At 70.3% G+C, this 25736-nt stretch carries 30 protein-coding genes; 23 read left to right on the top strand and 7 right to left on the bottom strand.

The window, feature by feature from the left end:
* Positions 1-145 precede the first annotated feature (145 nt).
* From moaB to HNR51_RS22175, 8 genes are all read left to right on the top strand, one after another.
* On the top strand, positions 146-703 hold the full coding sequence (gene moaB, locus HNR51_RS22140) for a molybdenum cofactor biosynthesis protein B (RefSeq protein WP_182556380.1): 558 nt from the start codon (positions 146-148) through the stop codon (positions 701-703).
* A gap of 271 nt (positions 704-974) precedes the next feature.
* Positions 975-1337 carry a TonB family protein gene (locus HNR51_RS22145; protein WP_152275994.1) on the top strand — a complete coding sequence of 121 codons (363 nt, stop codon included), beginning with the start codon at positions 975-977 and terminating at the stop codon, positions 1335-1337.
* 84 nt (positions 1338-1421) lie between these two features.
* Positions 1422-3779 (top strand): Orn/Lys/Arg family decarboxylase, encoded by a 2358-nt coding sequence (locus tag HNR51_RS22150; protein ID WP_141950507.1) that lies wholly within the window; start codon positions 1422-1424, stop codon positions 3777-3779.
* The gene (locus tag HNR51_RS22155) at positions 3779-4393 is read left to right on the top strand and encodes a GNAT family N-acetyltransferase (RefSeq protein ID WP_012452866.1); all 615 of its coding nucleotides are present in this window, start codon (positions 3779-3781) and stop codon (positions 4391-4393) included. Before HNR51_RS22150 ends, HNR51_RS22155 begins: the two co-directional genes overlap by 1 nt.
* 204 nt (positions 4394-4597) lie before the next feature.
* Positions 4598-5281 carry a ribulose-phosphate 3-epimerase gene (gene rpe / locus HNR51_RS22160; RefSeq protein ID WP_182556381.1) on the top strand — a complete coding sequence of 228 codons (684 nt, stop codon included), beginning with the start codon at positions 4598-4600 and terminating at the stop codon, positions 5279-5281.
* Positions 5275-6036, top strand: coding sequence for an HAD-IA family hydrolase (locus tag HNR51_RS22165; RefSeq protein WP_141950505.1), 762 nt, complete (start codon positions 5275-5277; stop codon positions 6034-6036). The genes rpe and HNR51_RS22165 overlap by 7 nt, the downstream gene beginning before the upstream one ends.
* A gap of 188 nt (positions 6037-6224) precedes the next feature.
* Positions 6225-7370 (top strand): OpgC family protein, encoded by a 1146-nt coding sequence (locus tag HNR51_RS22170; RefSeq protein WP_182556382.1) that lies wholly within the window; start codon positions 6225-6227, stop codon positions 7368-7370.
* The gene (locus HNR51_RS22175) at positions 7283-8233 is read left to right on the top strand and encodes an SGNH/GDSL hydrolase family protein (protein WP_239681549.1); all 951 of its coding nucleotides are present in this window, start codon (positions 7283-7285) and stop codon (positions 8231-8233) included. The genes HNR51_RS22170 and HNR51_RS22175 overlap by 88 nt, the downstream gene beginning before the upstream one ends.
* A 43-nt stretch (positions 8234-8276) precedes the next feature.
* Here HNR51_RS22175 and HNR51_RS22180 read toward each other — a convergent pair whose 3' ends face one another.
* Both HNR51_RS22180 and HNR51_RS22185 read right to left on the bottom strand, forming a co-directional pair.
* On the bottom strand, positions 8277-8660 hold the full coding sequence (locus tag HNR51_RS22180) for a helix-turn-helix domain-containing protein (protein WP_141950504.1): 384 nt from the start codon (positions 8658-8660) through the stop codon (positions 8277-8279).
* Positions 8642-8911, bottom strand: a complete 270-nt coding sequence (locus tag HNR51_RS22185) for a BrnT family toxin (RefSeq protein WP_012452860.1) — start codon at positions 8909-8911, stop codon at positions 8642-8644. Before HNR51_RS22185 ends, HNR51_RS22180 begins: the two co-directional genes overlap by 19 nt.
* A 189-nt stretch (positions 8912-9100) precedes the next feature.
* Here HNR51_RS22185 and HNR51_RS22190 point away from each other — a divergent pair, with 189 nt between their 5' ends.
* Together HNR51_RS22190 and HNR51_RS22195 are read left to right on the top strand one after the other, a co-directional pair.
* Positions 9101-10477, top strand: coding sequence for a lipopolysaccharide biosynthesis protein (locus tag HNR51_RS22190; protein ID WP_182556383.1), 1377 nt, complete (start codon positions 9101-9103; stop codon positions 10475-10477).
* Positions 10477-11631, top strand: coding sequence for a GNAT family N-acetyltransferase (locus HNR51_RS22195; protein ID WP_182556514.1), 1155 nt, complete (start codon positions 10477-10479; stop codon positions 11629-11631). The genes HNR51_RS22190 and HNR51_RS22195 overlap by 1 nt, the downstream gene beginning before the upstream one ends.
* Positions 11632-11641: 10 nt before the next feature.
* On the opposite strand, the gene HNR51_RS22200 is transcribed toward HNR51_RS22195, so the two are convergent.
* On the bottom strand, positions 11642-11950 hold the full coding sequence (locus tag HNR51_RS22200; RefSeq protein ID WP_012452857.1) for a hypothetical protein: 309 nt from the start codon (positions 11948-11950) through the stop codon (positions 11642-11644).
* 190 nt (positions 11951-12140) lie between these two features.
* On the opposite strand from HNR51_RS22200, the gene HNR51_RS22205 reads away from it, so the two are divergent.
* The 4 genes from HNR51_RS22205 (at position 12141) to HNR51_RS22220 (ending at position 15414) form a co-directional block, all read left to right on the top strand.
* Entirely contained in the window at positions 12141-12350 is a 210-nt protein-coding gene (locus HNR51_RS22205) for a hypothetical protein (RefSeq protein WP_182556384.1), read from the top strand.
* A 27-nt stretch (positions 12351-12377) separates the two neighbouring features.
* Positions 12378-13190: an MBL fold metallo-hydrolase gene (locus HNR51_RS22210; RefSeq protein ID WP_012452856.1), complete on the top strand. Its 813-nt coding sequence runs from the start codon at positions 12378-12380 to the stop codon at positions 13188-13190.
* A 317-nt stretch (positions 13191-13507) separates the two neighbouring features.
* A complete protein-coding gene (locus HNR51_RS22215; protein ID WP_152275987.1) occupies positions 13508-14254 on the top strand; it encodes a YebC/PmpR family DNA-binding transcriptional regulator in 747 nt (248 codons plus the stop codon).
* A 263-nt stretch (positions 14255-14517) separates the two neighbouring features.
* Positions 14518-15414: a hypothetical protein gene (locus HNR51_RS22220; RefSeq protein ID WP_182556385.1), complete on the top strand. Its 897-nt coding sequence runs from the start codon at positions 14518-14520 to the stop codon at positions 15412-15414.
* A 54-nt stretch (positions 15415-15468) separates the two neighbouring features.
* Here the strand turns inward: HNR51_RS22220 and HNR51_RS22225 are convergent, their stop codons facing one another.
* Both HNR51_RS22225 and HNR51_RS22230 read right to left on the bottom strand, forming a co-directional pair.
* On the bottom strand, positions 15469-16329 hold the full coding sequence (locus tag HNR51_RS22225; RefSeq protein WP_012452853.1) for a phosphoribulokinase: 861 nt from the start codon (positions 16327-16329) through the stop codon (positions 15469-15471).
* Positions 16330-16358: 29 nt separating this feature from the next.
* Positions 16359-17405, bottom strand: a complete 1047-nt coding sequence (locus tag HNR51_RS22230) for a class 1 fructose-bisphosphatase (protein ID WP_182556386.1) — start codon at positions 17403-17405, stop codon at positions 16359-16361.
* 207 nt (positions 17406-17612) lie between these two features.
* Between HNR51_RS22230 and HNR51_RS22235 the strand changes: the two genes are divergently transcribed.
* Both HNR51_RS22235 and HNR51_RS22240 read left to right on the top strand, forming a co-directional pair.
* Positions 17613-18602, top strand: coding sequence for a LysR family transcriptional regulator (locus HNR51_RS22235; protein WP_141950498.1), 990 nt, complete (start codon positions 17613-17615; stop codon positions 18600-18602).
* Complete coding sequence (locus HNR51_RS22240) at positions 18599-19840, top strand: NAD(P)/FAD-dependent oxidoreductase (protein WP_182556387.1); 1242 nt, start codon at positions 18599-18601, stop codon at positions 19838-19840. The genes HNR51_RS22235 and HNR51_RS22240 overlap by 4 nt, the downstream gene beginning before the upstream one ends.
* 9 nt (positions 19841-19849) lie before the next feature.
* Here the strand turns inward: HNR51_RS22240 and HNR51_RS22245 are convergent, their stop codons facing one another.
* Positions 19850-20128 carry a helix-turn-helix domain-containing protein gene (locus HNR51_RS22245; protein ID WP_182556515.1) on the bottom strand — a complete coding sequence of 93 codons (279 nt, stop codon included), beginning with the start codon at positions 20126-20128 and terminating at the stop codon, positions 19850-19852.
* 491 nt (positions 20129-20619) lie between these two features.
* On the opposite strand from HNR51_RS22245, the gene HNR51_RS22250 reads away from it, so the two are divergent.
* From HNR51_RS22250 to HNR51_RS22275, 6 genes are all read left to right on the top strand, one after another.
* Positions 20620-21123 (top strand): META domain-containing protein, encoded by a 504-nt coding sequence (locus HNR51_RS22250; protein WP_182556388.1) that lies wholly within the window; start codon positions 20620-20622, stop codon positions 21121-21123.
* Between the two features lie 178 nt (positions 21124-21301).
* Positions 21302-21478 carry a hypothetical protein gene (locus tag HNR51_RS22255; RefSeq protein WP_012452847.1) on the top strand — a complete coding sequence of 59 codons (177 nt, stop codon included), beginning with the start codon at positions 21302-21304 and terminating at the stop codon, positions 21476-21478.
* Between the two features lie 338 nt (positions 21479-21816).
* Positions 21817-22794, top strand: coding sequence for a cysteine synthase A (cysK, locus tag HNR51_RS22260; RefSeq protein ID WP_012452846.1), 978 nt, complete (start codon positions 21817-21819; stop codon positions 22792-22794).
* 192 nt (positions 22795-22986) lie between these two features.
* Positions 22987-23370 (top strand): hypothetical protein, encoded by a 384-nt coding sequence (locus tag HNR51_RS22265; RefSeq protein WP_152275983.1) that lies wholly within the window; start codon positions 22987-22989, stop codon positions 23368-23370.
* Positions 23360-23689: a hypothetical protein gene (locus tag HNR51_RS22270; protein WP_182556389.1), complete on the top strand. Its 330-nt coding sequence runs from the start codon at positions 23360-23362 to the stop codon at positions 23687-23689. The genes HNR51_RS22265 and HNR51_RS22270 overlap by 11 nt, the downstream gene beginning before the upstream one ends.
* Before the next feature lie 32 nt (positions 23690-23721).
* Positions 23722-23886: a hypothetical protein gene (locus tag HNR51_RS22275; protein ID WP_182556390.1), complete on the top strand. Its 165-nt coding sequence runs from the start codon at positions 23722-23724 to the stop codon at positions 23884-23886.
* Between the two features lie 28 nt (positions 23887-23914).
* On the opposite strand, the gene hmpA is transcribed toward HNR51_RS22275, so the two are convergent.
* Positions 23915-25156 carry an NO-inducible flavohemoprotein gene (gene hmpA / locus HNR51_RS22280; protein ID WP_182556391.1) on the bottom strand — a complete coding sequence of 414 codons (1242 nt, stop codon included), beginning with the start codon at positions 25154-25156 and terminating at the stop codon, positions 23915-23917.
* 94 nt (positions 25157-25250) lie between these two features.
* Between hmpA and HNR51_RS22285 the strand changes: the two genes are divergently transcribed.
* Positions 25251-25733: an Rrf2 family transcriptional regulator gene (locus HNR51_RS22285; RefSeq protein WP_012452841.1), complete on the top strand. Its 483-nt coding sequence runs from the start codon at positions 25251-25253 to the stop codon at positions 25731-25733.
* Positions 25734-25736 lie beyond the last annotated feature (3 nt).

Raw genomic sequence — 25736 nt, forward strand, 5'->3', positions numbered from 1 at the left:
CCGCGCGCGTAGCACGGCGAAGCCCGGCCCCTCAACGCGCCGCACCGCCGGGCTGTGCATCCGGCCTGTGCATCCGGGCTATGCATGGCCGCCGCGACGTCGCGCGGCGGTTGACCGCGCGAGCCCGGAGGACAACATCGGCGGCATGACGAGCGAGCCGACGCCCCGCGCCTTCATCCCCCTCTCCATCGCCGTGCTGACGGTGTCCGACACCCGCGTGCTCGCGGACGACAGGTCGGGCGACACCCTGGCCGCGCGGCTCAGCCAGGCCGGGCATCGGCTGGCGGATCGGGACATCGTGCCGGACGAGATCGTCTCCATCCGCGAACGGGTCGAGGGCTGGATCCGCGATCCGGCGATCGACGTGATCATCACCACCGGCGGCACCGGCTTCACCGGCCGCGACGTGACGCCGGAGGCGATCGAGCCGCTGTTCGAGAAGCGCATGGACGGCTTCTCGGCGGTGTTCCACCGGATCTCCTACGACAAGATCGGCACCTCGACGCTGCAGTCGCGGGCGACCGCCGGCGTGGCCGGAGCGACCTACATCTTCGTGCTGCCGGGCTCGCCCGGCGCCTGCAAGGATGCCTGGGACGGCATTCTGGCGAGCCAGCTCGATTACCGCCACCGCCCCTGCAACTTCGTCGAGATCATGCCGCGTCTCGACGAGCACCTGCGCCGGGGCGCCGCCGCGACGCTGTGAGCCTTCCAGGCCGCCGGCATTGCGGGCGCAACGGGAGGCGATGAGGGGCCGTATCGTCCGTTCGGGCATGCACGATGCGTCGGCCAAGCTGGCTCCGCGGCCGCAATCGGCGATCATCGTGATGGAAAAGACCCGGCGGCACTGTCATTCGGCGGCACTTCGGGTCGCGGGTGGCGTTACGCTTCGGGACGGCCGGGCCTCGGAGCCGACGCCGTCCCCTTCTAAAGACGGCGCCGCGAGGCGCCTTTCTTGTTCACGGAGTCCCCTTTTCGTGCGCCCGCTCCCCCTTCGGCCCCTTGTCCTCGCCGCGCTGATGCTGGGCGCTGCGCTCGCGCCGGCCTCCGCCGCGCCGCGGGTCGATGGCCGGGCGAAGGCGTGGGTGGCCGGGGTCGTCAGCCGCATCGGCATGGCGGACCGCGCGGCGGCGCCGGGGCGGGGCGGGCAGGTGACGCTCCGGGTGCGGATCGAGGCCGACGGCGCGCTCGGCGGGATCGTGCTGGAGGAGGGGCCCGCGGCCCTGGGCGCGCGCGCGGCGCGCGCCGTGCAGGCGGCCGCCCCCTTCCCGCCGCCGCCCTCCGGGTTGTTGACCCTCGAAGGATTCACGGAGCTGAGCTTCCCCCTCACGCTGCGGTGACATCGACACGCGGTCGGCTGTCATCGAATCGTCGCGGATGGGCCGGAAAGGCAGAACTTCCGTTCGTGAGGAGAGCCCCGCTCCATGGACTTCCACCGCCGCTTCACCGTGCTGATGTGCACCCCCGCCTTCGATCCGGATGATCTGGAGGGCGCGCGGGTCGAGCAGATCGTCGCGGCCGTCGAATCGCGCGGGTTCGAGGTGGTGCGGGCCCGGCGCGTCGAGGACGCCTCGATCGCGGTGCAGACCGACTCGGCGGTCGGCTGCCTCGTGGTGGATTGGGGCAAGCGCGGCCTCGAGGGCAAGGCCGCGGCCCTCATCGACATGATGCGCCGGCGCGGCCTCGAAATGCCGATCGTCATCATGGTCCGCCGCAAGCGGCTGGAGGACATCCCCGTCGAGCTGCTCGACTTCATCGACGGCTACATCTTCCTGGCGGAAGAGACCCCGGAATTCATCGCCCGCGGCCTCGTCTCCCGCGTGACGCAGTATGCCGACACGCTGAAGACGCCGTTCTTCGGCGCGCTGGTCGATTACGCCGAGGAGGGCAACCAGCTCTGGACCTGCCCCGGCCATAACGGCGGCATCTTCTACAACCGCTCGCCGATCGGCCGCATCTTCGTCGAGCATCTCGGCGAGGCGATCTTTCGCGACGACCTCGACAACTCGGTGCTCGATCTCGGCGACCTCCTGACCCACGAGGGCCCGGCCCTGAAGGCGCAGAAGGAAGCCGCCAAGATCTTCGGGGCGGAGAAGACCTACTTCGTCCTCAACGGCACCTCGGCCTCGAACAAGGTCGTGCTAGGCTCGCTGGTGGCCGAGGACGACCTCGTCCTGTTCGACCGCAACAACCACAAGGCCGCCCATCACGGCGCGCTGCTGCTCGCCGGCGGCATCCCGATCTTTCTGGAGACGGACCGCAACGCCTACGGGCTGATCGGGCCGATCTACCACGAGGCGCTCGACGAGGGGCGCATCCGCGAGAAGATCCGCGACAATCCGCTGGTGAAGGACCGGGAGGCGTGGCGCAGGGAGCGCCCGTTCCGCTGCGCGGTGATCGAGCAATGCACCTATGACGGCACGATCTACGACGCGCAGGCGATCGTCGAGCGGATCGGCCACCTGTGCGACTACATCCTGTTCGACGAGGCCTGGGCGGGCTTCATGAAGTTCCACCCGCTCTACCAGCGCCGCTTCGCCATGGGCCTGACCGGGCTCGACGAGACCTCGCCGGGCATCATCGCCACGCAATCGACCCACAAGCAGTTGGCCAGCTTCTCCCAGGCCTCGCAGATCCACACCCGCGACGGCCATATCCGCGGCCAGACCCGTCGCGTCGAGCACAAGCGCCTCAACGAGAGCTTCCTCGTCCACGCCTCGACCTCGCCGTTCTACCCGCTCTTCGCCTCGCTCGATGTCGGCGCGCAGATGATGAAGGGCCGCTCCGGCGTGGTGCTGTGGGACGACACGATCCGGCTCGGCATCGAGTGGCGGAAGAAGGCCCGCGCCATCCGCAAGGAGTTCGAGGAGCGCGAGGCCGATCCGAAGCGGCGCTGGTTCTTCGACCCCTTCGTGCCCGACGTGGTGACCGGTCCCGACGGTGCCGAGACCCCGTGGGAGTCGATCCCGACCGACGCGCTGGCGTCCGATGCCCGCTACTGGGAGCTGACCCCGGGCGCGTCCTGGCACGGCTTCACCCATGTCGGACCAAGTTCCGCGCCGGGCTTCGCCATCACCGATCCGAACAAGCTCACGGTTCTGACCCCCGGCTTCGACCGCAAGACCGGCGCCTATACCCAGCACGGCGTGCCGGCGCCGATCGTCGCGCAGTACCTGCGCGAGAACCGGATCGTGCCGGAGAAGAACGACCTCAACTCGCTGCTCTTCCTGCTGACGCCGGGCGTCGAATCGTCCAAGGCCGGCACGCTGATCTCCGGCCTCGTCGCCTTCAAGCGGCTGCATGACGACAACGTGCCCCTCGAAGAGGCGATGCCGGAATTCGTGGCCCGGCGGCCCAAGCGCTACCGCGGCGTCGGCCTGCGCGACCTCTGCGCCGACTATCACGGCTTCCACCGCGAAGCGGGCACCTCGGCGCTGCAGCGCAAGCAGTTCATGCCCGAGCACCTGCCGGAGATGGTGATGGCGCCCAAGGCCGCGGCGCAGATGCTGACCCGCAACCGGGTCGACTACGTGCCGATCGCCGAGGCTGAGGGGCGCATCGCCACGACCCTGATGCTGGTCTACCCGCCGGGCATCGGCACCGTGCTGCCGGGCGAGCGTCTGGATGAGCGGGCGAAACCCATGCTCGACTACTTCAAGATGTTCGAGGCCGCCGCCAACCTGTTCCCCGGCTTCGAGGCCGAGATCCAGGGCGTCTACCGCGAGACCGACCCGGACGGGCGCATCCGCTTCCACACCTACGTCGTGCGCGAGGGCGCCTGATGGCGGAGGGCGCGGCGGCCGTCTCGTCCCACGCGGAGGTGGTGATCCGGCCCTCGTCGGATGCCGACGTGGCCGCGATGATCGCGATCTACGAGCGCCACATCCGAAAGGGCGTCGGCGATACCGGCGACTTCGAGGAGGAGCGCCTGCTGCCCGAGGAGCTGCGGCGGCGGCGCAAGACCATGCGCAGCAAGCGCCTGCCCCACCTCGTCGCCGAGCGGGACGGGCAGATCGCCGGCTATGCCTACGCCGTGCCGTTCCGCAAGCGGCCGGCCTACCGCTACGCCCTCAAGCACTCGATCTACGTCCATCCCGATCACCTGCACGCGGGCATCGGGCGCCGACTGCTGCCGGCGCTGATCGAGGCCTGCGCCGCGGGCGGCTACCGGCAGATGATCGGCTATATCGACGCGAGCAACGAGGCCTCGTTGCGCCTGCACGAGGCTTGCGGGTTCGCCCGCGTCGGCTACCTGCCGGCGATCGGCTACAAGTACGGGCGCTGGAGCGACAGCGTCATCGTGCAATGCCCCCTGGGGACGGGGGCGGAGGACCAGCCCTCCGCCTGGAACCGGCCGGAGCGGATGCGCGCCTCGCGGTTCTCGTCGACATCCTGACGGCTCGGCCTGACGTTTCGGGCGCGCTGCCCTGGGAAAAATCGGCGGCGTGGGCCGGCCGGCCTCATCCGTGCCGGCTTTTTTGCGTGAAGGCAGCGCGCAACTTTCCACCCGATGCACTAGATCGGTTGCAGAAAGCCCTCCCGTCTCAGGGCCGCCCGCGTTTTCGCGCGGGGCGGCGCCCTGTTCGCTTCGAGCCGTTCCATGACCCTTCTTGCACCCTCGATTCTCGCCGCCGACTTCTCCAGGCTCGGCGAGGAGACGCGGGCGATCGCGCAAGCCGGCGCCGACTGGATCCATCTCGACGTGATGGACGGGCATTTCGTGCCCAATATCAGCTTCGGCCCGGCGGTGGTGAAGGCGCTGCGGCCCTGGACCGACAAGGTCTTCGACGTCCACCTGATGATCGCCCCGGCCGACCCCTACCTCGCGGCCTTCGCCGAGGCCGGGGCCGATGCGATCACGGTTCATGTCGAGGCCGGCCCGCATATCCACCGCTCGCTCCAGACGATCCGGGGCCTCGGTAAGCGCGCGGGCGTGGCGCTGAACCCCGGCACGCCGGCCTCGATGATCGAACCGGTGCTCGACATGGTCGATCTCGTGCTGGTGATGACGGTCAATCCCGGCTTCGGCGGCCAGAGTTTTATCGGTTCGGCGCTGGAAACGATCGCGCGCGTCAAAGCGATGACGGCTGGCCGAGACATCGACATCTCCGTCGATGGCGGCATCACCCCGGAGACCGCCGGCCCCGCCGCGCAGGCCGGCGCCAACATCCTCGTTGCGGGTTCGGCGGCCTTCAAGGGCGGGCCGGACCACTACGCGAAAAACGTCGCGGCGATCCGCGCGGCGGCCGACGCCGCCGGCGGGCGGGACGGCGTGCGATGCTGAAGGCGCTGATCTTCGACGTCGACGGGACGCTGGCCGAGACCGAAGACCTCCACCGCCAGGGCTTCAACCGCGCTTTTCAGGCGCTGGACCTGCCCTGGCACTGGTCGCCGGAATTCTATGCCGAACTCCTCAAGGTGATGGGCGGCAAGGAGCGGCTCGTCCACTACATCGAGCGCTTCCATCCGGAGGAGGCGGAGGCGCTCAAGGCGCGGATGCCGGAGATCCACGATCTCAAGACGCGCTTCTACGGCGAGCTGGCGCAGAGCGGCGGCCTGTCGTTGCGCCCCGGCGTGCGGCGCCTCGTCGAGCAGGCGCGGGACGGCGGCGTGCGGCTGGCGGTGGCCACCACCACGAGCCGGCCGAACATCGACCTCCTGCTCCGTCTCAACTTCCCGGACGGCGCGCAGCCCTTCGCCGTGATCGCCGCCGGTGACGAGGCGGCGCAGAAGAAGCCCGCTCCGGACATCTTCGCGCTGGCCGTCCACCGCCTCGGCATCGACCCGTCCGAGGCGATCGCCTTCGAGGATTCGGCGGCCGGCATCCGCTCGGCGCTCGCCGCCGGGCTGCCGGTGCTCGCCACCCGCAGCCGCTACACGAAGAGCCACCGGCTCGACGGCGCCTTCTCCGCCGTCTCCGATCTCGGCGAGCCGGGCGCGCCGCACGAGCATCTTCAGGGCCATGTCTGGCCCGACGGCGTCGTCACCCTCGACGCGCTCCGCACCTGGCATGCGGGGCATCTGCGCGGCGCGGCTTGAAGCGCGCTCATCGCGCCCTCGTCACCGCACCGCCGCTTTCCAATCCACCGCGGCGCAGTCTATCAGGACGGCCGCCTTCCGCTCCGGGTCGCGGGTCCCGGAACGGCGCCGCACCGGTCGCCTCGCGCGCCGTGCGGGAGGCCGGGACCCTGCCGCTTCGACGTCACACCGCCGGACCGTGGAGCCTGATGCGCGAGCCGAACGCGATCGATTTCTGGCGCGGCTTCGCGCTGGTGACGATTTTCATCAACCACATCCCCGGCAACCTGTTCGAGCGCTACACCTTCTCGCAATACGGCATCTCGGACGCCGCCGAGCTGTTCGTGTTCCTGGCGGGCTGGTCGATCGGGCTCGCCACCCGCGGGCGCGATGGCACGCCGGAGCCGCGGCTCACCACCGTGCTGCGGCTCCTGTCGCGCACCATCGAGGTGTACCGGGCGCAGATCACGATCATGGCGCTCGCGCTGGCGATGATCGCCGGCTGCGCGCTGTATCTCGACAACCCGCTGATCCTCGAATGGCACAATGCCGGCGGCTTCTTCGCCGACCCGATCCAGACCATGGTCGGCGTCGTGCTGCTCACCCACCAGCTCGGCTTCTTCAACATCCTGCCGCTCTACGTGGTGCTGATCGCCATCGCCCCGGCGGTGGTGCTGATCGGCCGGGTGAGCCGGACCCTGCTGCTGGCGCTCTCGCTCGCGCTCTACGGGGCGAGCCTCGTCTTCGAGTGGAACTTCCCCTCCTGGCCCGGCGAGGGCGACTGGTTCTTCGATCCGCTCTGCTGGCAGCTCCTGCTGGTGCTGGGCTTCCTCGCCAACGAGGCGAGCCGGGAATCCGAGCGGCTGCGGCGGCTGTGGCGGCGCCTGATGCCGCTGGGCGTCGTCATCGTCATCGTCGGCGTCGTCCTCGCGGTGCTCGAATGGCGGCCCGATCCGATGCTGGCGCCCGAGCCGCGCCTCGTCTTCACCTTCGACAAGACCTACCTTTCGCCCGCCCGGCTGATCCATTTCTGCGGCATGGTGCTGGCGTTCCAGGGCGTCTACGCCCTCATCGCCCCGCATGTCGGGCGGCTCGCCCGCTTTCTGTCGGGTTTGGGGCGCAACTCGCTCGCCGTGTTCTCGATGGGTTCGCTGCTGAGCCTCGCCGGACAGTTCGTGCGCTTCCAGACCGGTGGCGGTATCTTCGTTGACATTTCGGTCGTAGGCTCCGGCCTGATCGCACTGGGTTTCACCGCATGGTTCGTCGAATGGCGTTCCCGCAGGCCGCGGCCGACGCGCAAGGCACCCGACGCCGCCGCGCCCGCCGACACGCCGTCCTCCTCTCGCTCGGCCTGAGCCTCGCTCTCGCCGCGCCCGCGCTCGGCGAGACATCGGGCGCCGCGCCGATGCCGGCCGCGCCGTCCCCTTCGCCCTCATCCCCGGTGGAGGCGCTCGACCAGAGCCTGTCGCCCGAATGCCGGGTGCCGGGCTCGAAGCTTTACACCCTGGCCCGGCTCAAGGCGGTCAAGGCCGCGCTCAAGGAGAAGCGGCCGATCCACGTCCTGTCGATCGGTTCGTCCTCGGCGGGGCTCGGCGCCTCCGCGAGCTATCCGGTGAAGCTGGAAAACGCCCTGGAGCAGGCGCTGCCCGACGTTCAGGTCGAGGTCGAGGCCCGCAGCCTGCCCGGCGAGGTGGCGAGCGGGGCGGGCGAGCGGCTCCGCTCCATGGTCGCCGAGGTGGAGCCGGACCTCGTGGTCTGGCAGGTCGGCACCAACGACGCCCTCGCCCGCGTCGATATCGAGGCCTTCGGCGAGGCGCTCGACGATTCGGTGCAATGGGTGAAGTCCCACGGCATCGACATCGTGCTGATCGATCCCGTCTTCACCCAGAGTCTGGCCGACGACGCCTACTACACGCAGATGGTGCGCACCGTGCAGGACGTGGCCCGCCGCGAGGCGGTGCCGCTGGTGCACCGCTACGCGGCGATGCGCTTCCTCTCGACCCAGCGCACCACCGAGGCGCACATGCTCGGGCGTCATTTTCGGCTGAACGACCTCGGCCTGCGCTGCATGGCCGAGCACGCGACGCGGGCGATCACCCTGTCGCTGCTTCAGCCGGAGGCGGGCAGGGAGACGGGCAAGGCGGATGCCGTGAAGACGGATCTGTCTGCGCCTGCCAAGGGTCCGTCCGAGGGAGCTTCGACAGCGGATCGGAAGTGACACGATCCCCGAGCCGGGCGGGCACGATCCGCCCGCACGGAGGCTACGATTCTGGGCGATGGCCGCGCGACCGTCTCAGATCGGGCGTGACGCTTCCGAGCGCGCGCCGCGCTGCCTCGGGCTCGCGCGCCATCATGCGCATCAGCGCACGCGCCGAAGGATCGGGGCTCGTGCGCCCCTGCTCCCAGTTGCGCAGCGTCGCCAGCGGAACGCCGATCCACGCCGCGAAGGCCGCTTGCGTCAGGCCGAACTGCTCTCGTACGGCGCGCGGCGGATAGACGACCCGGCCGGGCTCGATCGGGGCATCGGGATCGTAGCCGTCGTCGCGCATGTAGTTGCGGATCTCGGCCTCGGATGTCGTCGCCAGTTTCTCGCGATCGACGGTGGAGGAACGTGCCAGCGCTTCCTCTAACGTGATGCGTGCCATGCCGCGCGCTCCTTCTCGTTGGCGGGCCATGCCGTGATGATCCGGCGCACCGCACCGCGATCCGTGTAGACCACCGTGTAGAAGACGCCGCGCGCCTGACCGGTGGCGATGATGCGGACTTCCCCGTACTCTTGACGCGTGTCGCGCCGCTCCAGCACCGGGCCGGCGAAGATCGCTACGGCGTCGGCGAAACCGAATCCGCGCTGTGCGCGAACCCTGGCGTCCTTCGCGGGATCGAACTCGAAGTCCATGCACGAGGACGTGCGCTGTCAGCGTACCCGACGCAAGCGGAAAGTACGCTGACAGCGTCGTTCGTGAACTCTGAAGTGGTGAGCCACCGGCCTTGTCGGATCCACTTTACCGCTTCGAAACGCCGAGCCGATAGGCAGAGGGGAAGCCTGTCGGCCATTCGGGCGAACGGCATCTCTTGGATGGCGCCCATGGCAGCGGACAAGGTGATCGCGGGGGGCCTCCCGTCATCCCCCTTCGACACCCTCCTGCTCCGGATTCGGGCCCTGCGCGCGACGGCGGCGGTCTCGGCGCTCGGCGTGTTCGCGGTCCGCATCGGCGCGGCCGGCTTCGCCTACGGGGCGCAGGTCCTGATGGCGCGCATGATGGGCGGCGGCGAGTACGGGATCTTCGCCACCGTCTGGGTCTGGATCGCCATCCTCGGCCATAGCGCGACCTTCGGCCTGTCCCAGGGCGCCTGCCGCTTCCTGCCCGCCGACCAGGCCACGGGCCGGCTCGACAGCGTGCGCGGCTTTCTGCTCGGCGGAGCCCTGGCGAGCCTCGGCGGCGGGCTGGCCCTGTCGCTCGCCGGCCTCGCCGTAGCCCTGCTGCAGGGCGGCCTCCTCGCCGGTCCCTACGGCACGCCGATCCTGGTCGCCGCCCTTGTCGTGCCGCTCTTCGCGTTTCAGGACTATCTCGAGGGCGTGGCCCGCAGCCAGGGCTGGCCGCTGCTCGCCATCGCGCCGCCCTACCTGCTGCGTCAGGCCCTGATCATGGCGGCCATGGTCGTCGCCGTGCTCTCGGGGGCACCGGCCGAGGCGTGGGTCGCCATCGCCTGCACGCTCGCCGCGACCGGCCTCGCGGCGGCGGTGCAGGCGGGGCTCCTGTTGGCACGCCTGCGCCGCCACCTGCCGGCGGGCCCGCGCCAATACCGCTGGCGGTTCTGGCTGGCCGCCTGCCTGCCGATCGCGGCGGGCGACCTCGCCGCCAGCGCCTTCGGCTTCGTCGATGTGGTGATCCTCGGCTTCCTCGCAGCCCCGGAGGCGGTCGGCCTGTACTTCGCCGCCACGCGCATCCAGCAATTCGTCGCCTTCGTGCATTACGCGGCCTCCGCCACCACCGCCCAGCGCCTCGCCGCGTCGCGGGCGCGCGGCGACGAGGCGGGGCTCGGCCATCTCGTCCGCATGCAGGCCCGCTGGACCTTCCTGGCCACCGCCGCGGTCGGCCTCGGCATCCTCGCCGTCGCGCCGCTCCTGCTCGGCCTGTTCGGCGAGGGCTTCCGCGCCAGCCTGCCGGTGCTGGCGATCCTCGTCGGCGGAAGCGTCGCGGCGAGCCTGTTCGGCCCGGCCGAGGACGTGCTGACCATGCTCGGCGGCGAGCGGCTCTGCGCCGGCATCACGTTGGCGATGCTGGTTCTCGCCGCGGCGCTCTGCTTCGTCCTGGTGCCCTGGCTCGGGGGCGCCGGGGCGGCCCTGGCGGTCGCGCTCGCCACGACCCTGCGCGGCCTCGTTCTGGCGCTCGGTGCGCGGCGCCTTCACGGCCTCTCGACGCCGGTCGTCGGATTTGCCCAGCGGAGTGCCGCCCGATGATGCGCGCCCTTGCCGGAACCGGACTTCTCCGCACCTCCGTCGAGCCTGTCGCCGATCTCGCGGCGGAGGCCGCCGCCTGGGACGCGCTGGCGTTCCGGGCCGTCGCGCCGCATCCGTTCTACACGCGGGCGGTCGTCGCGGCGCACCGCGATCACGGGTTCGCCCATCCCCGCCTCGCCGCGTTGGTCGTCCGCGAGGGCGACGCCATCGCCGCCCTGCTGCCCTTCAGCCTGCGCCCCGATATCGCCGGGCTCGGCGCGACGCTCGCGCAGCCCTTCCTCTCGCCTTACGTGACGGAGACCACCCCCCTCGTCGCCGACGGTCCCGGCCTGGTCGACCGGCTCGACGCCCTGGTGGCCGGGCTCGCCCTCGCCTCCGGCGGACGGGCCTGGCGCTGGCCATGGCTCGCGACCGAAACCCGCCTCGGGACCGGGCTTCTCGCCGCCATGGCGCGGGCCGGCTGGCAGGTCGGCGCCGTGGTGGCGTTCGCGCGCCCGGTCCTCGACCGCCGGAGCGATTACGACGCCTTCCTCGCCGGCCACCCGCACAAGAGCCGCCTCAAGGATCTGCGCCGCCGCCGCCGCCGGCTGGAGGAAGCGGGCACGCTCACCGTCGAGAGCGCGACGGAAGGTCTGGAACTGGAGCGGGCGCTTGAAGACTTCCTCGCCCTTGAAGTGGCCGGCTGGAAGGGCGAGGCCGGCACGGCCCTGCGGAGCCGCCCGCGAAGAGAGGCCTGTGCCCGGGCCCTGTTCCGGCCGGAAGGAGGCGGGAAGCGCGGCACCGTGACCGTCCGGGCCGACCTGCTGCGCCTCGACGGGCGCACGGTCGCGGCGAGCCTCGCCCTCGTCTCCGGCGGGACCGCCTATCTGCTCAAGACCGCCTACGACGAGACCCTGCGCGCCCAGGCCCCCGGCCTCGTCCTGGAGGATGCCATCGTCCGCGCGGTCCATGCGGAGGGCTTCGCCGAACGGCTCGACTCGGCGACGATGCCGGGCTCGGCGCTGGAGAGCCTTTACCCCGAGCGCGAGACGATCGCCGAGATTATCGCACTGCCGCCGGGGGCCGGGCGGATCTCCCTGGAGCGGCGCCTGCGCCTCGCCCGGTTCGAGCATCGCGCCCGGGCCGAAGCGAAGCGCCTGCTGCGGCGGGGGTGAGGCTGCGGCGTCAGCGCGCCGAGTTCTCGCCGTTGTTGCGCTGAACGCAGCGATAGCCGGCGAAGCAGTTCGGGTCGTCGAGGGTCGGCTCGAAGGCGGGTCGTGCGGTCACCTCGTTGCGGCAATCGCCGCTGTCGAGATGCACCGCCTCGTAGGCGTTCGGACTCGTGGCGAGCACGACGCGGCGCTCCCGCGCGACCAGGGCCTGCACCGCGCTGCAGGTGAGCGACGGGGTGAAGGGGCGCTGCTGTGCGAAGGCCGGGCTTGCCGCGACGGCGAGGCAAAGACCGAGGCTGAGGAGGGAGAGCGGGCGCTGCATCGTTTTGGGGCCTGTCCGGGCCAGAGGGCGTGCCCCTGGTTCTGCCCGTTGAACCGCGCGGATGCCAGATCGGTTCTCGGTCTCCGTCACCGGTTCCGACCTGTGACACCGGTTCCTGCATCGGCAGGCCGTCCGCGGGAACCGTCCGCGCCATCCGGCTCTTCCCCGGGAAAGCCTTCGGAGACGCCCCTTGAGCCCGACCGACGCGACCCGACCCGACGATCCCGCCGAGACCCCGAGCGCCCGCAGCTACGAGCCGCGACCGGTCTCCGCGCCCGTGCCGGGGCACCGTTCCCCGGCGCCGACCGAGCCGGGAAACATGGGTGGCGAGCGAGACGAGGAGGTCCCTTCGCGCGAGGGGCCGGCCTCCGAAGGTGGCCAGGGCTATCGCGGCGGCTGAGCGAGGAGCGGAGCGGGAGGAGGGCCCGTGGCGACCCCGATCTGCGTCACTTGCGGAACCAGCTTTCCCGACAGGCCGGCCCCGCCGCCGCGCTGCCCGATCTGCGACGAGGAGCGGCAATACGTGCCGGCCTCGGGCCAGAGTTGGACCACGCCGGATGCGCTCGCGGCGAGCCATGCCAATGCGTGGCGGCAGGTCGAGCCGGGGCTGTTCGAGATCGAGACCCATCCCCGCTTCGGCATCGGCCAGCGCGCCTTCCTGCTGCGCACGCCGCATGGAAACGTGCTGTGGGACTGCGTCGCACTGCTTGATCCGGCGACGGTGGAACTGGTGCGGGCGCTGGGCGGCCTTGCCGGCATCGCCATCTCGCATCCCCACTACTATACGACCATGCCCGATTGGGCGGCGGCGTTCGACGCGCCGGTCTACCTTCACGCCCGCGACCGCGACTGGGTGATGCGCCCCGACGACCGCGTGGTGTTCTGGGAGGAGGACGAGCGGACGATCCTCCCTGGCCTCGACCTCCTGCGGCTCGGCGGCCATTTTCCCGGGGGAACCGTCCTGCATTGGCGGGACGCGGCGGAGGGGCGCGGCGCGCTGCTCGCGGGCGACATCGTGCAGCCCGGCGCGGATCGGAAGAGCGTTTCCTTCCTGTGGAGCTATCCGAACTGGCTGCCGCTCTCGGGAGCCACCGTGGCGCGGATCGCGGCGCGTCTGGAGGGACGGGCCTTCGCACGCCTCTACGGTGCCTTCGGCCTGCACATCGCGGAGGATGCGAGCGCCGTCGTCAGCCGCTCGGCGGCGCGCTACCGGGCGCTCTTGGAGCAGGATCAGCCCTGAGATCGTCTCGGTCGCGGCCCTTGGCGGGGCGCGGGAACAGCGTCGCCCCGGCGAGCGCGCCCAGCAGCGCGGCGAGGCCGAACCGCCAGCCGCCCCCGCTCCGGCGCCCGGCCGCCCTGTCGTCGTGCCTGCGCGGCTCCATCCTCATCCTCACCGAACGCCGGCGGGCCGGTCCGGTTCGCCGAGACATGCCCCGCGTTGCCTCGGGGGGCGGCGGCGGCCTATAAGCGGAGCCCCCGACACATCCCGCGCGACGTCGAGGATCCTTCAGCCGTGAAGGAGCCCTCCGCCCGCACGAACGAGAAGACCATCCCGCCATGGCCGGGCATTCCCAGTTCAAGAACATCATGCACCGCAAGGGCCGCGTCGATGCGGTCCGCTCGAAGGTGTTCAGCAAGCTCGCCCGCGAAATCACGGTGGCGGCCAAGCTCGGCACGCCCGACCCCTCGATGAATCCGCGCCTGCGCGCCGCCATCCTCGCGGCCCGCGCCGAGAACATGCCCAAGGACAACATCGAGCGCGCCATCAAGAAGGCGGTGGGCAACGACGGCGAGAACTACGAGGAGATCCGCTACGAGGGCTACGGCCCCGGCGGCGCCGCGCTCATCGTCGAGGCGCAGACCGACAACCGCAACCGCACCGCCTCCGACGTGCGCTCGGCCTTCACCAAGTCCGGCGGCAGCCTCGCCGAGACCGGCGCCGTCGCCTTCCTATTCGACCGCGTCGGCGTGATCGCCTTCGCGGCCGACGTCGCCGATGCCGATACGATGCTGGAGGCCGCCATCGAGGCCGGCGCCGACGACGTGCGCTCGGATGCCGACGGCCACGAGATCACCTGCGCCCAGGATGCCTACGGCGAGGTCTCGAAGGCGCTGGAGGCCCGCTTCGGCGAGCCGCGCCGCACCGGCCTGATCTGGAAGGCGCAGAACACCATCGACGTCGACGACGAGACCGGCGAGAAGCTGATCCGCCTCGTCGAGGTGATCGAGGACCAGGACGACGTCCAGAACGTCTACGTCAACTTCGCCCTGTCCGACGCGCTGGTGGAGAAGATGGGCGCCTGAGAGCGCCACGCAATACGCCCGGACACCGACCGTTTGCCTTCCGGGCGCGACGGCGCGGCGGGCGTCTCGTGAGAGACACCAAGGCGGCGCCCCGCCTCGTCCCCCGGCCCTCTCCGCTTCCGAGAAGCGGGGAGGAGATTTCCGGCTCTGAGAACCCGGCTGCCGATTTGTCGCGCGGGCCGAATAGGCGCGCGCACTATATGACCGATGATGCCGGTCCCGAGCCGGCGAACGACGAACCGCTAGGCTCCCCTCCGCGACCGATGCAGGCCCGCCCGCTCATCCTCGGCATCCACGGCCTCGCCAACAAGCCGCCGAAGGAGGAGAAGCAGGCATGGTGGGCCGCGGCGATCCGCGAGGGTCTGCGGCGCAACCTCGGCGAAGACCCTCGGGATCTCTCCTTCGAGTTCGTGTACTGGGCCGACCTGCGCTACGACACGCCGCTCTCCGAGGACCATAACCGGGAGCCGTATTATCCGGCACGGGGGCGAGGGCCGTTCCCGACCGCCGACGGCATCTGCGCCCCGACCCTGACCGACCGGCTCTACCGCATCGTCGAGTGGGCGCAGGAGAAGACGGGACACCTCGTCCTCGACGACCTCATCATCGAACACCGGCTCGACGACCTGTGGGGCTATTATGAGGACAGCACGTTCCGCGAGGCCGCCCGCGGCCGGCTGCGGGACGCGCTGATGCAGCATGCCGGCCGGCCGCTGCTGATCGCCGCCCATTCCATGGGCTCGCTGATCGCCTACGACGTGCTGCGGCAGTTGGAGCGCGACGGTCGATGCCCGCCGATCGACCATCTCGTCACCATGGGCGCCCCCCTGGGGCTCGCCGAGATCAAGCATCGGCTCGCCGAGGAGCATGGCTCTCTGCGCGTGCCCTACGCCGTGGCCCGCTGGAGCAATCTCGGCGACCGCGAGGATGTGGCGACCGTCGGCACCACCCTCGCCGAGGCCTACGCCCCGAACGCGGCCGGCGTCGCCGTGACCGACCGCCCGGTGATCAACGCCTACCGGCGCCCGCGCGGCGGCGTGAACCACCACAAGTCCTACGGCTACCTGCGCACGCCGGAATTCTCGGAAGCCGTGGCCGCGTTTCTCGACGGCGACGGGGCGGTCGCATCGGTCGAGATGTCGGACGCCGAGGGCGCTTGAATGTCGTGCTTGTTCCCGTCGTCGCTTCGCTGATGCCTGCGATGACGGAAAGGCTCACGCCAGCCGCCGCCGCCGCTCCACCAGCTGCATGATGATCGGCGTCAGGATGAGCTGCATCGCCAGATCGAGCTTGCCGCCGGGGATCACGATGGAATTGGCCCGGCTCATGAAGCTGTCGTGGATCATCGACACCAGATAGGAAAAGTCGATCCCCTTCGGATCCTTGAAGCGGATCACCACCATCGACTCGTCGGCGGTCGGGATCCAGCGGGCGATGAACGGGTTCGAGGTGTCGACCGTCGGCACCCGCTGGAAGTTGATGTCCGTCCACGAGAATTGCGGGCAGATCGTCTGCACGTAGTCCGGCATCCGGCGCAGGATCACGTCGGTGACGGCTTCCGTCGAGTAGCCGCGGGTCGAGCGGTCCCGGTGCAGCTTCTGGATCCATTCGAGGTTGATCACCGGCACCACCCCGATCTTGAGATCGGGATAGCGGGCGAGATCGACGTTGTTGTCGACGACGCAGCCGTGCAGCCCTTCGTAGAACAGCAGGTCCGAGCCCGGCTGGAACGGCTCCCACGGCGTGAAGGCGCCCACCGGCACGCCGTAGCGGGCGGCGTCCGCGTCGTCGTGGGCGTAGTGCCGGGTGCGGCCGGTGCCGGATTCGCTGTAGCTGCGGAACACCTCCTCCAGCTCCGGCAGGAGGTTGGCCCGCGGCGCGAAGTGGCTCAGCGTCGGCTCGCGCGCCATCATCGACCGCATGGTGTCGCGGTCGTAGGCGTGGAAGCCGTCGCCCTCGATATAGACGGCGCTCACGTCCTCCCGGCGAAAGATCTGCTCGAAGGTGTTGCGGACAGAGGTGGTCCCGGCCCCCGAGGAGCCGGTGACCGAGATGATGGGATGACGCGCCGACATGGATGGGATGATGTCGAGGGGCTGAGGCTCTAGCTGCGCATCAGGCCGCGCTGGCCGAACAGGGGCGAGCGGCCGGCGCTGGGCTGGCGCCCGTCATAGTACTTGGCCACGCACTCGACCTCCTCGGTGGAGCCGAACACCAGCGGCGAGCGCTCGTGGATCTTGGTGGCGACCCGCTCCATGATACGGGCCTGCCCGTCGGTCGCGGCGCCGCCCGCCTGCTCGATCAGGAAGGCGATGGGAGCGGTCTCGTAGAGGAGGCGCAGGCGCCCCTGCGCGTAGCCCTTCCGGTTGTCGCCCGGATACAGGAACACGCCGCCGCGGATCAGGACGCGCTGCGCATCCGCCACCAGGGCCGCGGTCCAGCGCATGTTGAAGTCGCGGTCGCGCGGGCCTTCGGTGCCGCGCAGGCAATCCTCGATGAAGGATTTTACCGGCCCGTCCCAGTGCCGGACGTTCGAGGCGTTGATCGCATACTCGTTGGCGGAGGGCACGATCTGCAGCGCGTCGTGGGTCAGGCGGAAGACCTTTTCCGCGCGATCGAGGGTGAAGATGCGGGTGCCGTTGCCCAGCGTGACGACGAAGGTCGTGGCCGGACCGTAGACGACGAAGCCGGCGGCGGTCTGCGTGGTGCCGGGCGTCAGGAACGAGGCGTTCACATCCGTGCCCGGCGTCACCGGACGGATGCCGAAGATGGTGCCGACCACCATGCCGACGCCGATGTTGGAGGAGCCGTCGAGCGGGTCGATCGCCACGGCGAGCGGCGCGCCGGGCTTGAGCGAGACCACGTCCTCCGCCTCCTCCGAGGCGACCTGCGCCACGGGAGCCTCTTCCAGCGCCTGCATGAAGCGCTTGTGGGCGATCACGTCGAGCGCCTTCTGCACGTCGCCGTCGCTGTTATGCTCGCCCTGGGCGGCGAGGTCGCCGGCCAGCGCCCCGCGGCCCACGGTCTCGCTCACGTCGATCGCGGCGGCGGCCAGCGCCCGGATCGTGGCGGCGGTGTCGGCGAGCGAGGCGTCCCGCGCAACCTCGGCGTCGAGATGATCGTCGAGGGATGACCCGTTGGGCTTCGTCATCGGTCTAAGGCTCGCTCCCGTCGAGGCCGCGGGACATCCTGAGGTCCTGCGCAGCGTTCTTGCCGGCCATGCGTGCCCGGAGGCGTGCAGGCCTGTTCCGAGCTATGATACGCTGTGGCGAGGCGGCAGCGCCAGACGGCAGGGGAGTGCTGTCGAAGGTTTTCTAAAAAAACTTGTGGTGCCCCGCAAAAAAACTAAAACCGAGGCATGCGCAATCTCTCGCTCAAGCAGCTTCAGGCGGTGGCCGCGGTGGCGCGGCTCGGCACCATGACGCGGGCCGCGCAGGAGCTGAACGTCACCTCCGCCGCGCTCTACGCCCGCATCCGCCAGCTCGAGGAGGAGGCCGGCCTCCTCCTGTTCGACCGCACGCCGACCGGCCTCAAGCCGACCGATGCCGGCCGCGAGATGCTGTGGGCGATCAACAGCATCAACACCGTGCTGGAAACCTGCACCGACCGGCTGCGGACGCTCAAGGGCGGCGGCGGCGGGCGGGTCGGCCTCGGCGTGGTCTCGACGGCCAAGTACTTCGCGCCGCAGGTGATCGCCGGGTTCATGGAGAGCCACCCGAAGGTCGAGATCTCGCTCACCGTCGGCAACCGCCAGGACACGATCGAGGCGCTGCGCAACTACGACATCGATTTCGCGATCATGGGCCGCCCGCCGCGGGACTTCGCCATCGAGGCGGAGACGTTCGGGCCCCATCCCCTGGTTCTGATCGCCGCGCCCGACCACCCGATGGCCGGACGGCGCGGCCTGACGCGCGCGGATCTGGCGGAGGAGTCCTTCCTCGTGCGCGAGGAGGGCTCGGGTACCCGCTCGGTGTTCGAGGAATTCATGAGCGGCGTGATGATCCGCCGGGCCAAGCTCGGGATCGATTCGGGCTCGAACGAGACGCTGAAACAGGCGGTGATGGCGGGCCTCGGCATCGCGCTCCTGTCCGGACACTCGGTGGCGGCGGAGGTGGCGAGCGGGCGCCTCGTCCTTCTCGACGTCGAGGGGCTGCCGATCCGGCGCGACTGGTACGTGGTGCGCCGCGCCGACAAGGTGCTCGGGCCCGCCTCCGACGCGTTCTGGGACTACCTCGCGCAGGAGGGGCGCCGCTTCCTGCCGAGCATTCCCGGCGGCTTCTTCGCCGACGAGCCGGCGGCGGGTCGGTCGCTCAAGGCCATCCGCAGCCCGGCCGAGGCGGGCGAATGAGCGAGGCGATGGACCGCATCGTCATCGTCGGAGCGGGGCAGGCGGGATTTCAAGCCGCCGCCTCGCTGCGGGAAGCGGGTTTTTCCGGGAGCCTGATCCTGGTCGGTGACGAGGCGGCGCTGCCCTATCAGCGCCCGCCGCTGTCGAAGGCCTATCTCGCCGGCAAGACCGACGCCCGCGGCTTGCTGCTGCGGCAGGAGAGTTTCTTCGCCGAGCACCGCATCGATCACCGGGCCGGAACGCGGGTGACGGCTCTCGACCGCGGCGCGCGCCAGGTGCGGCTCTCGGACGGTGGGTCGCTCGGCTACGACCACCTCATCCTCGCCACCGGCACCCGCAACCGGACGCTGCCGGTGCCGGGAGCCGATCTCGCGGGCGTTCGCCAGCTGCGCTCCCTCGACGACGCCGACGCCCTGCGCGCGGCGATCGAGGGCATCCGCCGGATCGTCGTAGTGGGGGCGGGCTTCATCGGGCTCGAATTCGCGGCGGTCTGCGCCGCTCGCGGCCTCTCCGTCACCGTGATCGAGGCGGCCGAGCGGGTCATGGCGCGGGCGGTTTCGCCCGAGACCTCGCAGGCGTTCCGCGCCTTCCACGAGGAGGCCGGCGTCGCCTTCCTGTTCGGGGCGGGTGTCACCGCCATCGAAGGCGAGGGGGGGCGGGTCGCTGCCGTGCGTACCGCCGATGGCCAGAGCCTGCCCGCCGACCTCGTCGTCGTCGGCATCGGCGTGGTGCCGAACCAGGAACTCGCGGAGGACGCAGGGCTCGCGGTGCGCGACGGCATCGAGGTCGATGCCTTCCTCGCGACGAGCGATCCGGCGATCTCGGCCATCGGCGACTGCGTACGCTTCCCGACCCGCTTCGCGGCCGGCCTGCCCGGCGGCGACCGGGTGCGGATCGAATCGGTGCAGAACGCGGTCGATCAGGGCCGCTGCCTCGCCGCGCGACTCATCGGGCGGCCCGCCGCCTACGACGCGGTGCCGTGGTTCTGGAGCGACCAGGGCCCGCGCAAGCTTCAGATCGCCGGGCTCGCCGCGCCGGACGACGCCAGCGTCCTGCGGCGCGCCAGCGCCGGCTTCTCGGTGTTCCGCTTCCGCGACGGTAGGCTCAGCGCCGTCGAGTCGGTGGACCGCGCCGCCGACCACATGGCTGCCCGGCGCCTGTTGGCCGCCGGCAGGACCCTGACGCCCGAACAGGCCTCCGATCCCGGCTTCGACCTCAAGGCCCTGGCGACGGCGTGACGGCGGGCGTCAGCGATCGTTCTCGGTGGTGAGCTGATCGACCCGCGTGCCCTCGTTGCCGCCGCGCTGCTCCTCCGAGAGCCTGACGCCCGGCGTGGCGCCGTTGGTGAGGACGACGCCGCCCTGCATCAGGGCGCTGCGCAGGGCCTCGACCTGGCCGGAGGCGGGATCGCCCGTGCCGGCCTCGAAACCCTTGATGAAGCCCTCGTCCAGCCCTGAGCGGCGGGCGAGCTCCGCCTCCGACCAGCCGAGCAGGCCGCGGGCGCCCCGGCACTGGGCGGCCGTCATCGTGTTGGGCGAGGCGCCGCTCGACGCTCCTTCGTCCGATCCCGTCAAACTGCTCTCCTCGATCCTTGTGACGGCACCCCCATGCCGCGCAGCACAGGGCAGCGCAGGGCAGCAAGGGGGCGTTCGACCCCGATCGTTCATTCAACGACGATCTTTCAACCGCGCGAGGGGCCGGATCGTTTCGGCAAAGCTTGTGCGAAACGGCGTTTTGCCCGCCGCGCGCGGTTCCCCCGCGGGAGAGTCCTGACGCACAAGGTTGACGAAGCGTGGAAACCGACAGGATCGCAGCCGAACCGGGCCTCGATCCGGTCTCGACCATAATTGTGCTTGAATCTGTGCCGATTCCCCCTAGCGCCCAGGATTCGGATGCGTGGCCCGCTCAGACCGGCGCCCGTGTCGTCCCGGGCGAAGAGTCGAGAGCCGTGTCCGCGCGCATGCGGCCTAAGGACGGCTCCGGGGTGAAGCAGCCGAGCAGGAAAGGGGGCTGAACGATGAACAGGATGCTGACCGCTACGCTGGCCTGCGCGGTTGCCGCGAGCATGCTCGCGACCGTGCCCGCCGCAGCGCAGATGGGCATGGGCGGTAATCCGTCCGGCTTCGGCGCCGGCAAGCAGCCGGAGAAGAAGCCGCAATACGTCCCCGGCGCCAAGCCGACGGAGAAGATGTTTCCCCTCGGCTCGATGTGGACCGCGGTGAGCATGAACGGCAAGCCGTTCACCGGCGCGGACCGCCCGAGCTTCATCATCGATGCCCAGTACCGCGCCCGCGGTTACGGCGGCTGCAACACCTTCACCGCCACCGCCTTCCCCCTGCGCGAGCAGCACCTCGCCGTCGGCCCCTTGGCGCTGACCAAGAAGACCTGCGACAAGGCGCTGGCGGCGTCCGAGCAGGCCTTCCTCATCGCCCTGCGCACGGCGGGCAAATGGGATCTCGACGGCTCGCAGCTCGTGATCCGCAGCCAGAACGGCGAACTGCGCTTTGACCGGGCCCTGTAACAGCTGGCCTTCCGGACCGCGCGCCGGCCGTTCGAACGCGCCGGCGCGGCCCCGCTTTAACACCCCGTTGACGACGATTCGCGGAGGCGGATCCGGATTCACCCTCCGTCAGGCCCCTGCGCCGTTTTCTCGCCCTCCTCGGTCGCGCCCCGCGCGGCCGCTCAGGCGGAGAGACGGAATGCGGATCGGCCGGGTTCACCAGCGCGTCGTCCCGAAGGTGCGGCCGGCGGCTTCCGCCGCGGCGCGCTACGACTTCCTCCGCGCCCACCACGACGGCGCCGCGACCCTGGCCGTCCTTGCGACCAGCTCAGGCATCGCCATCCTGATTCTCGCGACCCGCCTGCTCACGGCCTGACGCACGGCCCCGGTCCGTAACCGCACTGTCCTGGCGGCGCGTCGAGGATGACAATACTGTCGTTCGGGCGCGAAAAAGGAAAATAAAATTCTCCCTTTAAGCTCAGCCGTGCGGTCTCCGTGTAAAGGCTGGTATCCGCCGGGCGGGAAGCTCGACGGAGCTTGCGAAATCAGCTACGCGTCGCCGCAGCGGCTCCTGCCATGGCGGGAGTGCTAAGTTTCTGGTTTCGCATCGGCTTTGCCGAATGCCGGTCATCCTCCGGACCGATGCCGAAGCCTTTCGTATTGGCGCGCTCCCGTGCCGGGCCGGCGCGGGGATGCTCAGGGAGCGGACAGACGATGACAGACACCTCGACCCCGGACGTCCGGAAGCCCGGACACGGCCGCGTCTACGGCTCGATCACCGAGACCATCGGCAACACGCCGCTCGTGCGCCTCAACCGGCTCACCAAGGAGCGGGGCGTCGATGCCGAGATCCTGCTCAAGCTCGAATTCTTCAACCCGATCTCGTCCGTGAAGGACCGCATCGGCGTCAACATGATCGACGCGCTCGAAGCCTCCGGCCGGCTCAAGCCCGGTGGGACGCTGGTCGAGCCGACCTCGGGCAATACCGGCATCGCGCTCGCCTTCGTCGCCGCCGCCCGCGGCTATCGCCTGATCCTCGTCATGCCGGAGACGATGTCGCTGGAGCGGCGCAAGATGCTCGCCTTCCTCGGCGCGCAGCTCGAACTGACCCCCGGCCCGCAGGGCATGAAGGGTGCCATCGGCCGTGCCGAGGAATTGCTGCGCGAGATCGACGGCGCGGTGATGCCGCAGCAATTCTCCAACCCGGCCAACCCCGAGATCCACCGCAAGACCACGGCGGAAGAGATCTGGAACGACACGCAAGGGCAGCTCGACGCCTTCGTGGCCGGTGTCGGCACCGGTGGCACGGTGACCGGCGTCGGCGAGGTGCTCAAGCCCCGTCTGCCCGGCCTCAAGGTGTTCGCGGTGGAGCCGGTGGACAGCCCCGTGATCTCCGGCGGCCAGCCCGGCCCGCACAAGATCCAAGGCATCGGCGCGGGCTTCATCCCCGACAACCTGCACACCGACATCCTCGACGGCGTGCTCAAGGTGACGAACCAGCAGGCGATCGACACGGCGCGCGACCTCGCCAAGTTCGAGGGCATCCCCGGCGGCATCTCGACCGGCGGCAACGTCGCCGCGGCGCTGGAGCTGGCGGGCCGCCCCGAGTTCCAGGGCAAGCGCATCGTCACCGTCGCCTGCTCGTTCGCCGAGCGCTACATCTCCTCGGTGCTGTTCGAGGGCATCGGCTAGAGCGCATTCCGACGACGTGGAAACCGGTTCGTCGAAAGAATGCGCGTCAAAACAAAAACCTAGAGACGCCGACCTGATGCCATCAGGTCGGACACGGCTCTAGTCTTCCGATGCGGCGCGGGCCTGCGACGGTCCCGCGCCGCAACTCCTCCGGTCCCGGATTGTTGTCCCGGTCAGATTGGGAGGATGATGATGACGGATACCCCCCGCACCCGGCCGTCGCTCAAGGAGTTCGACGCCGACGCGGATCGCAACGGCCAGGATTTCGGCACCGCCTCGCCCCTCGACGTGGGCGTGCCCGCGCGGACGCAAGGCGATCTGAAGAGCCATCCCGACGGCACGGCCGAGACCGCACGCATCGCCTCCGGCACGGATCGCTCCGCCGCAGCCCGGGACGCGGTCGACCAGACCGAGGCCGAGACCCCTCCGGAAAACCTGCGCCGGATCTCCGATCCGTCCTCCCGGACGCAGCCCGACGCGGCGGCGCAGGAGGCGATCGAGCGCGCCACCGCCGCCGTCGGTCAGGAGGAGGCGCCGCGCCACGGGTCGTCTCAGGGAGAGTCCGATGGGAAATGAGAACCGGCCCGACGAGGATCTGAGCAACACCGGGACCCGCAAGCCCGATGAGGCGGTCGGCTCCCGCGGCCCGCACCCGACGGGCGGCGGGCATCAGACGCCGGAGCAGGCGGCGATTACCGGCCAGGGTTCGGGCGGGCGCTCGGATGCCGAGCGGCGCGGCGAGTGGGGCGGCGAGGGCCAGGGAAGCGGCGCGGCGGGACGGACGCCTCCGGCGCTCGGTGGCTCCTCCGGGGGCCATTCCGACCGCAAGGCCTCGGCCGGCCCGCGGGAAGGAGAGCCCGTCGCGGGCGAGCCCGACCGGGCCAAGCGGTCCTGAAGAGCGAGCGGATTTCCGAGGGAGCTGCGACGATGGGCGGGCAGGACAGGGACGATCGCGACACGGATCGGGAGCGCCGGGACGGGACCAAGCCCGCCAACAGCGCACCCGATGCGGTCAAGGACCCGAACGAGAAGACCGACGGCAAGCCCGGCGCGCCGGCGCAGGGCGACGAGACCGATCCGGGGGCGGGCTGAGCCGCCGCCGGGATCGGCGCTTCGCCGTTCAGGCCGCCTGTTTCGGCTCTTCGAGAAGCTCGTCGGCGGGACCGAAGAACTCGAACCGGACCCGCTCCGCCGGGATGCCGGCGCGGGCAAGGCCGTTCGTCAGAGCGGCCAAAAAGGGCTTGGGTCCGCACAGGTAGTAGGTCGCGCGCGCTGAGGGCGTGTTCGCGACGAGCCACTCAGCCGTGATCATCCCGGCCTCGTCGAAATGCTCGCCGGGCCGATCCTGCGGCTCCGGCTCGGCGTAGAAGGTACGGGTCGAGAGGGCGTCCCGGTTTGCCACGAGGCCCTGGACGTGCCCGCGCATGGCGTGGACCCGCCCGTTGAGGGCACCGTGGACGAACCAGGTCGGCCGCTCCGGTGTCTCCGCCGCGATGCTCTCCAGCATGCTGACCATCGGGGTGAGGCCGACGCCGCCGGAGACGAGGACCACCGGTTCGGTAGTCTGCCGGTCGAGGAAGAAGTCGCCCGCGGGGGCGGCGACCTTCAGCACGGTTCCAGGCCGGGCCGACCCGTGCAGCCAGTTCGAGACGAGGCCGGCGGGATGGGCCGCCGCATCCTCGCGCTTGACCGTGATGCGGTAGGCGCGCGCGTTGGGAGCGCAGGAGATCGAATAGTTCCGCTTCAGCACGCCCCGGCCCGGCAGATCGACGAGAAAGCCGAGATACTGCCCGGGCTCGTGGCGCATCACCGGACCGCCGTCGGCCGGAACCAGCACGAAGGAGCGGATCGTCTCGCTTTCCGAGGTGACGCTCTCCACGACGAAGTCGCGCCACCCGTTCCAACCGCCGGTGCGGGCGGCGAGATCACGGTAGATCGTGGCCTCGCGGCCGATCAGGAGTTCGGCCAGGAACCAGTAGGCCTCGCCCCAGGCCGTGACGATCTCGGGCGTTGCCGCCTCGCCGAGAACGTCGCGGATCGCCGCGAGCAGGGCATCGGCGACGTGGGGGTAGTGCTCCGGCAGGATGTTGAGCGCGACGTGCTTCTGGGCGATGCGTTCCACGGCGCCCGTCAGCGCGCCGAGATTGTCGATGTTGCGGGCATAGGCCAGTACGGCGAGGGCGAGCGCCTTGGGCTGCGAGCCGGTCTCGCCGTGGTGCGACTGATTGAAGAGGTCGCGGATGTCGGCGTTCTCGAACAACCGCTCGTACATGCGCCGGGTGATGGCGAGCCCGTGCGTTTCGAGGGCCGGAACGGTGGCTTTGATGATGGCAACGGTATGGGGCGAGAGCGGTGCGGGCATCGGCGGATCCAAAGATTCATTCGACATGAATCTTTTAAGGCACCTCTCGAAAACATGCAAATGGAATGCATCTTAAGGGCAGCCCGGAACCGCCATGCGCCTGACCCGCTACACCGACTACGCCCTGCGGACCCTGATCTATGTCGGCCTGCGCGAGCCGAAGCAGAGCTCGATCGCCGAGATCGCACGGGCCTACGGGATCTCTGAAAGCCACCTCACCAAGGTGGTGCACCAACTCGGCCGGCTCGGGCTGATCCAGACGATCCGGGGGCGGGGCGGGGGCCTGCGCCTCGCCAAGCCGCCGGGTGAGATCGTCGTCGGCGCCGTGGTGCGCGAGACCGAGGACGACCTTGCGCTGGTCGAGTGCTTCTCTGCGGGATCCTGCGCGATCACCGCGCCCTGTCGCCTGCGGCGGGCCCTGGGCGAGGCGCTGGCGGCGTTCCTGGCGGTGCTGGACCGCTACACCCTGGCTGACCTCCTCGGAGGATCGGAGGGTGACGAGATTGCGCGCTTGCTCGGCCTGTCGCCGCCGACGGGCGTCGCGGCGGCGCTCGAGCCCGAGGAAAAATCGGTTTGAGGT

The organism is Methylorubrum thiocyanatum (assembly GCA_014138645.1).
Lineage (GTDB): Bacteria > Pseudomonadota > Alphaproteobacteria > Rhizobiales > Beijerinckiaceae > Methylobacterium > Methylobacterium thiocyanatum.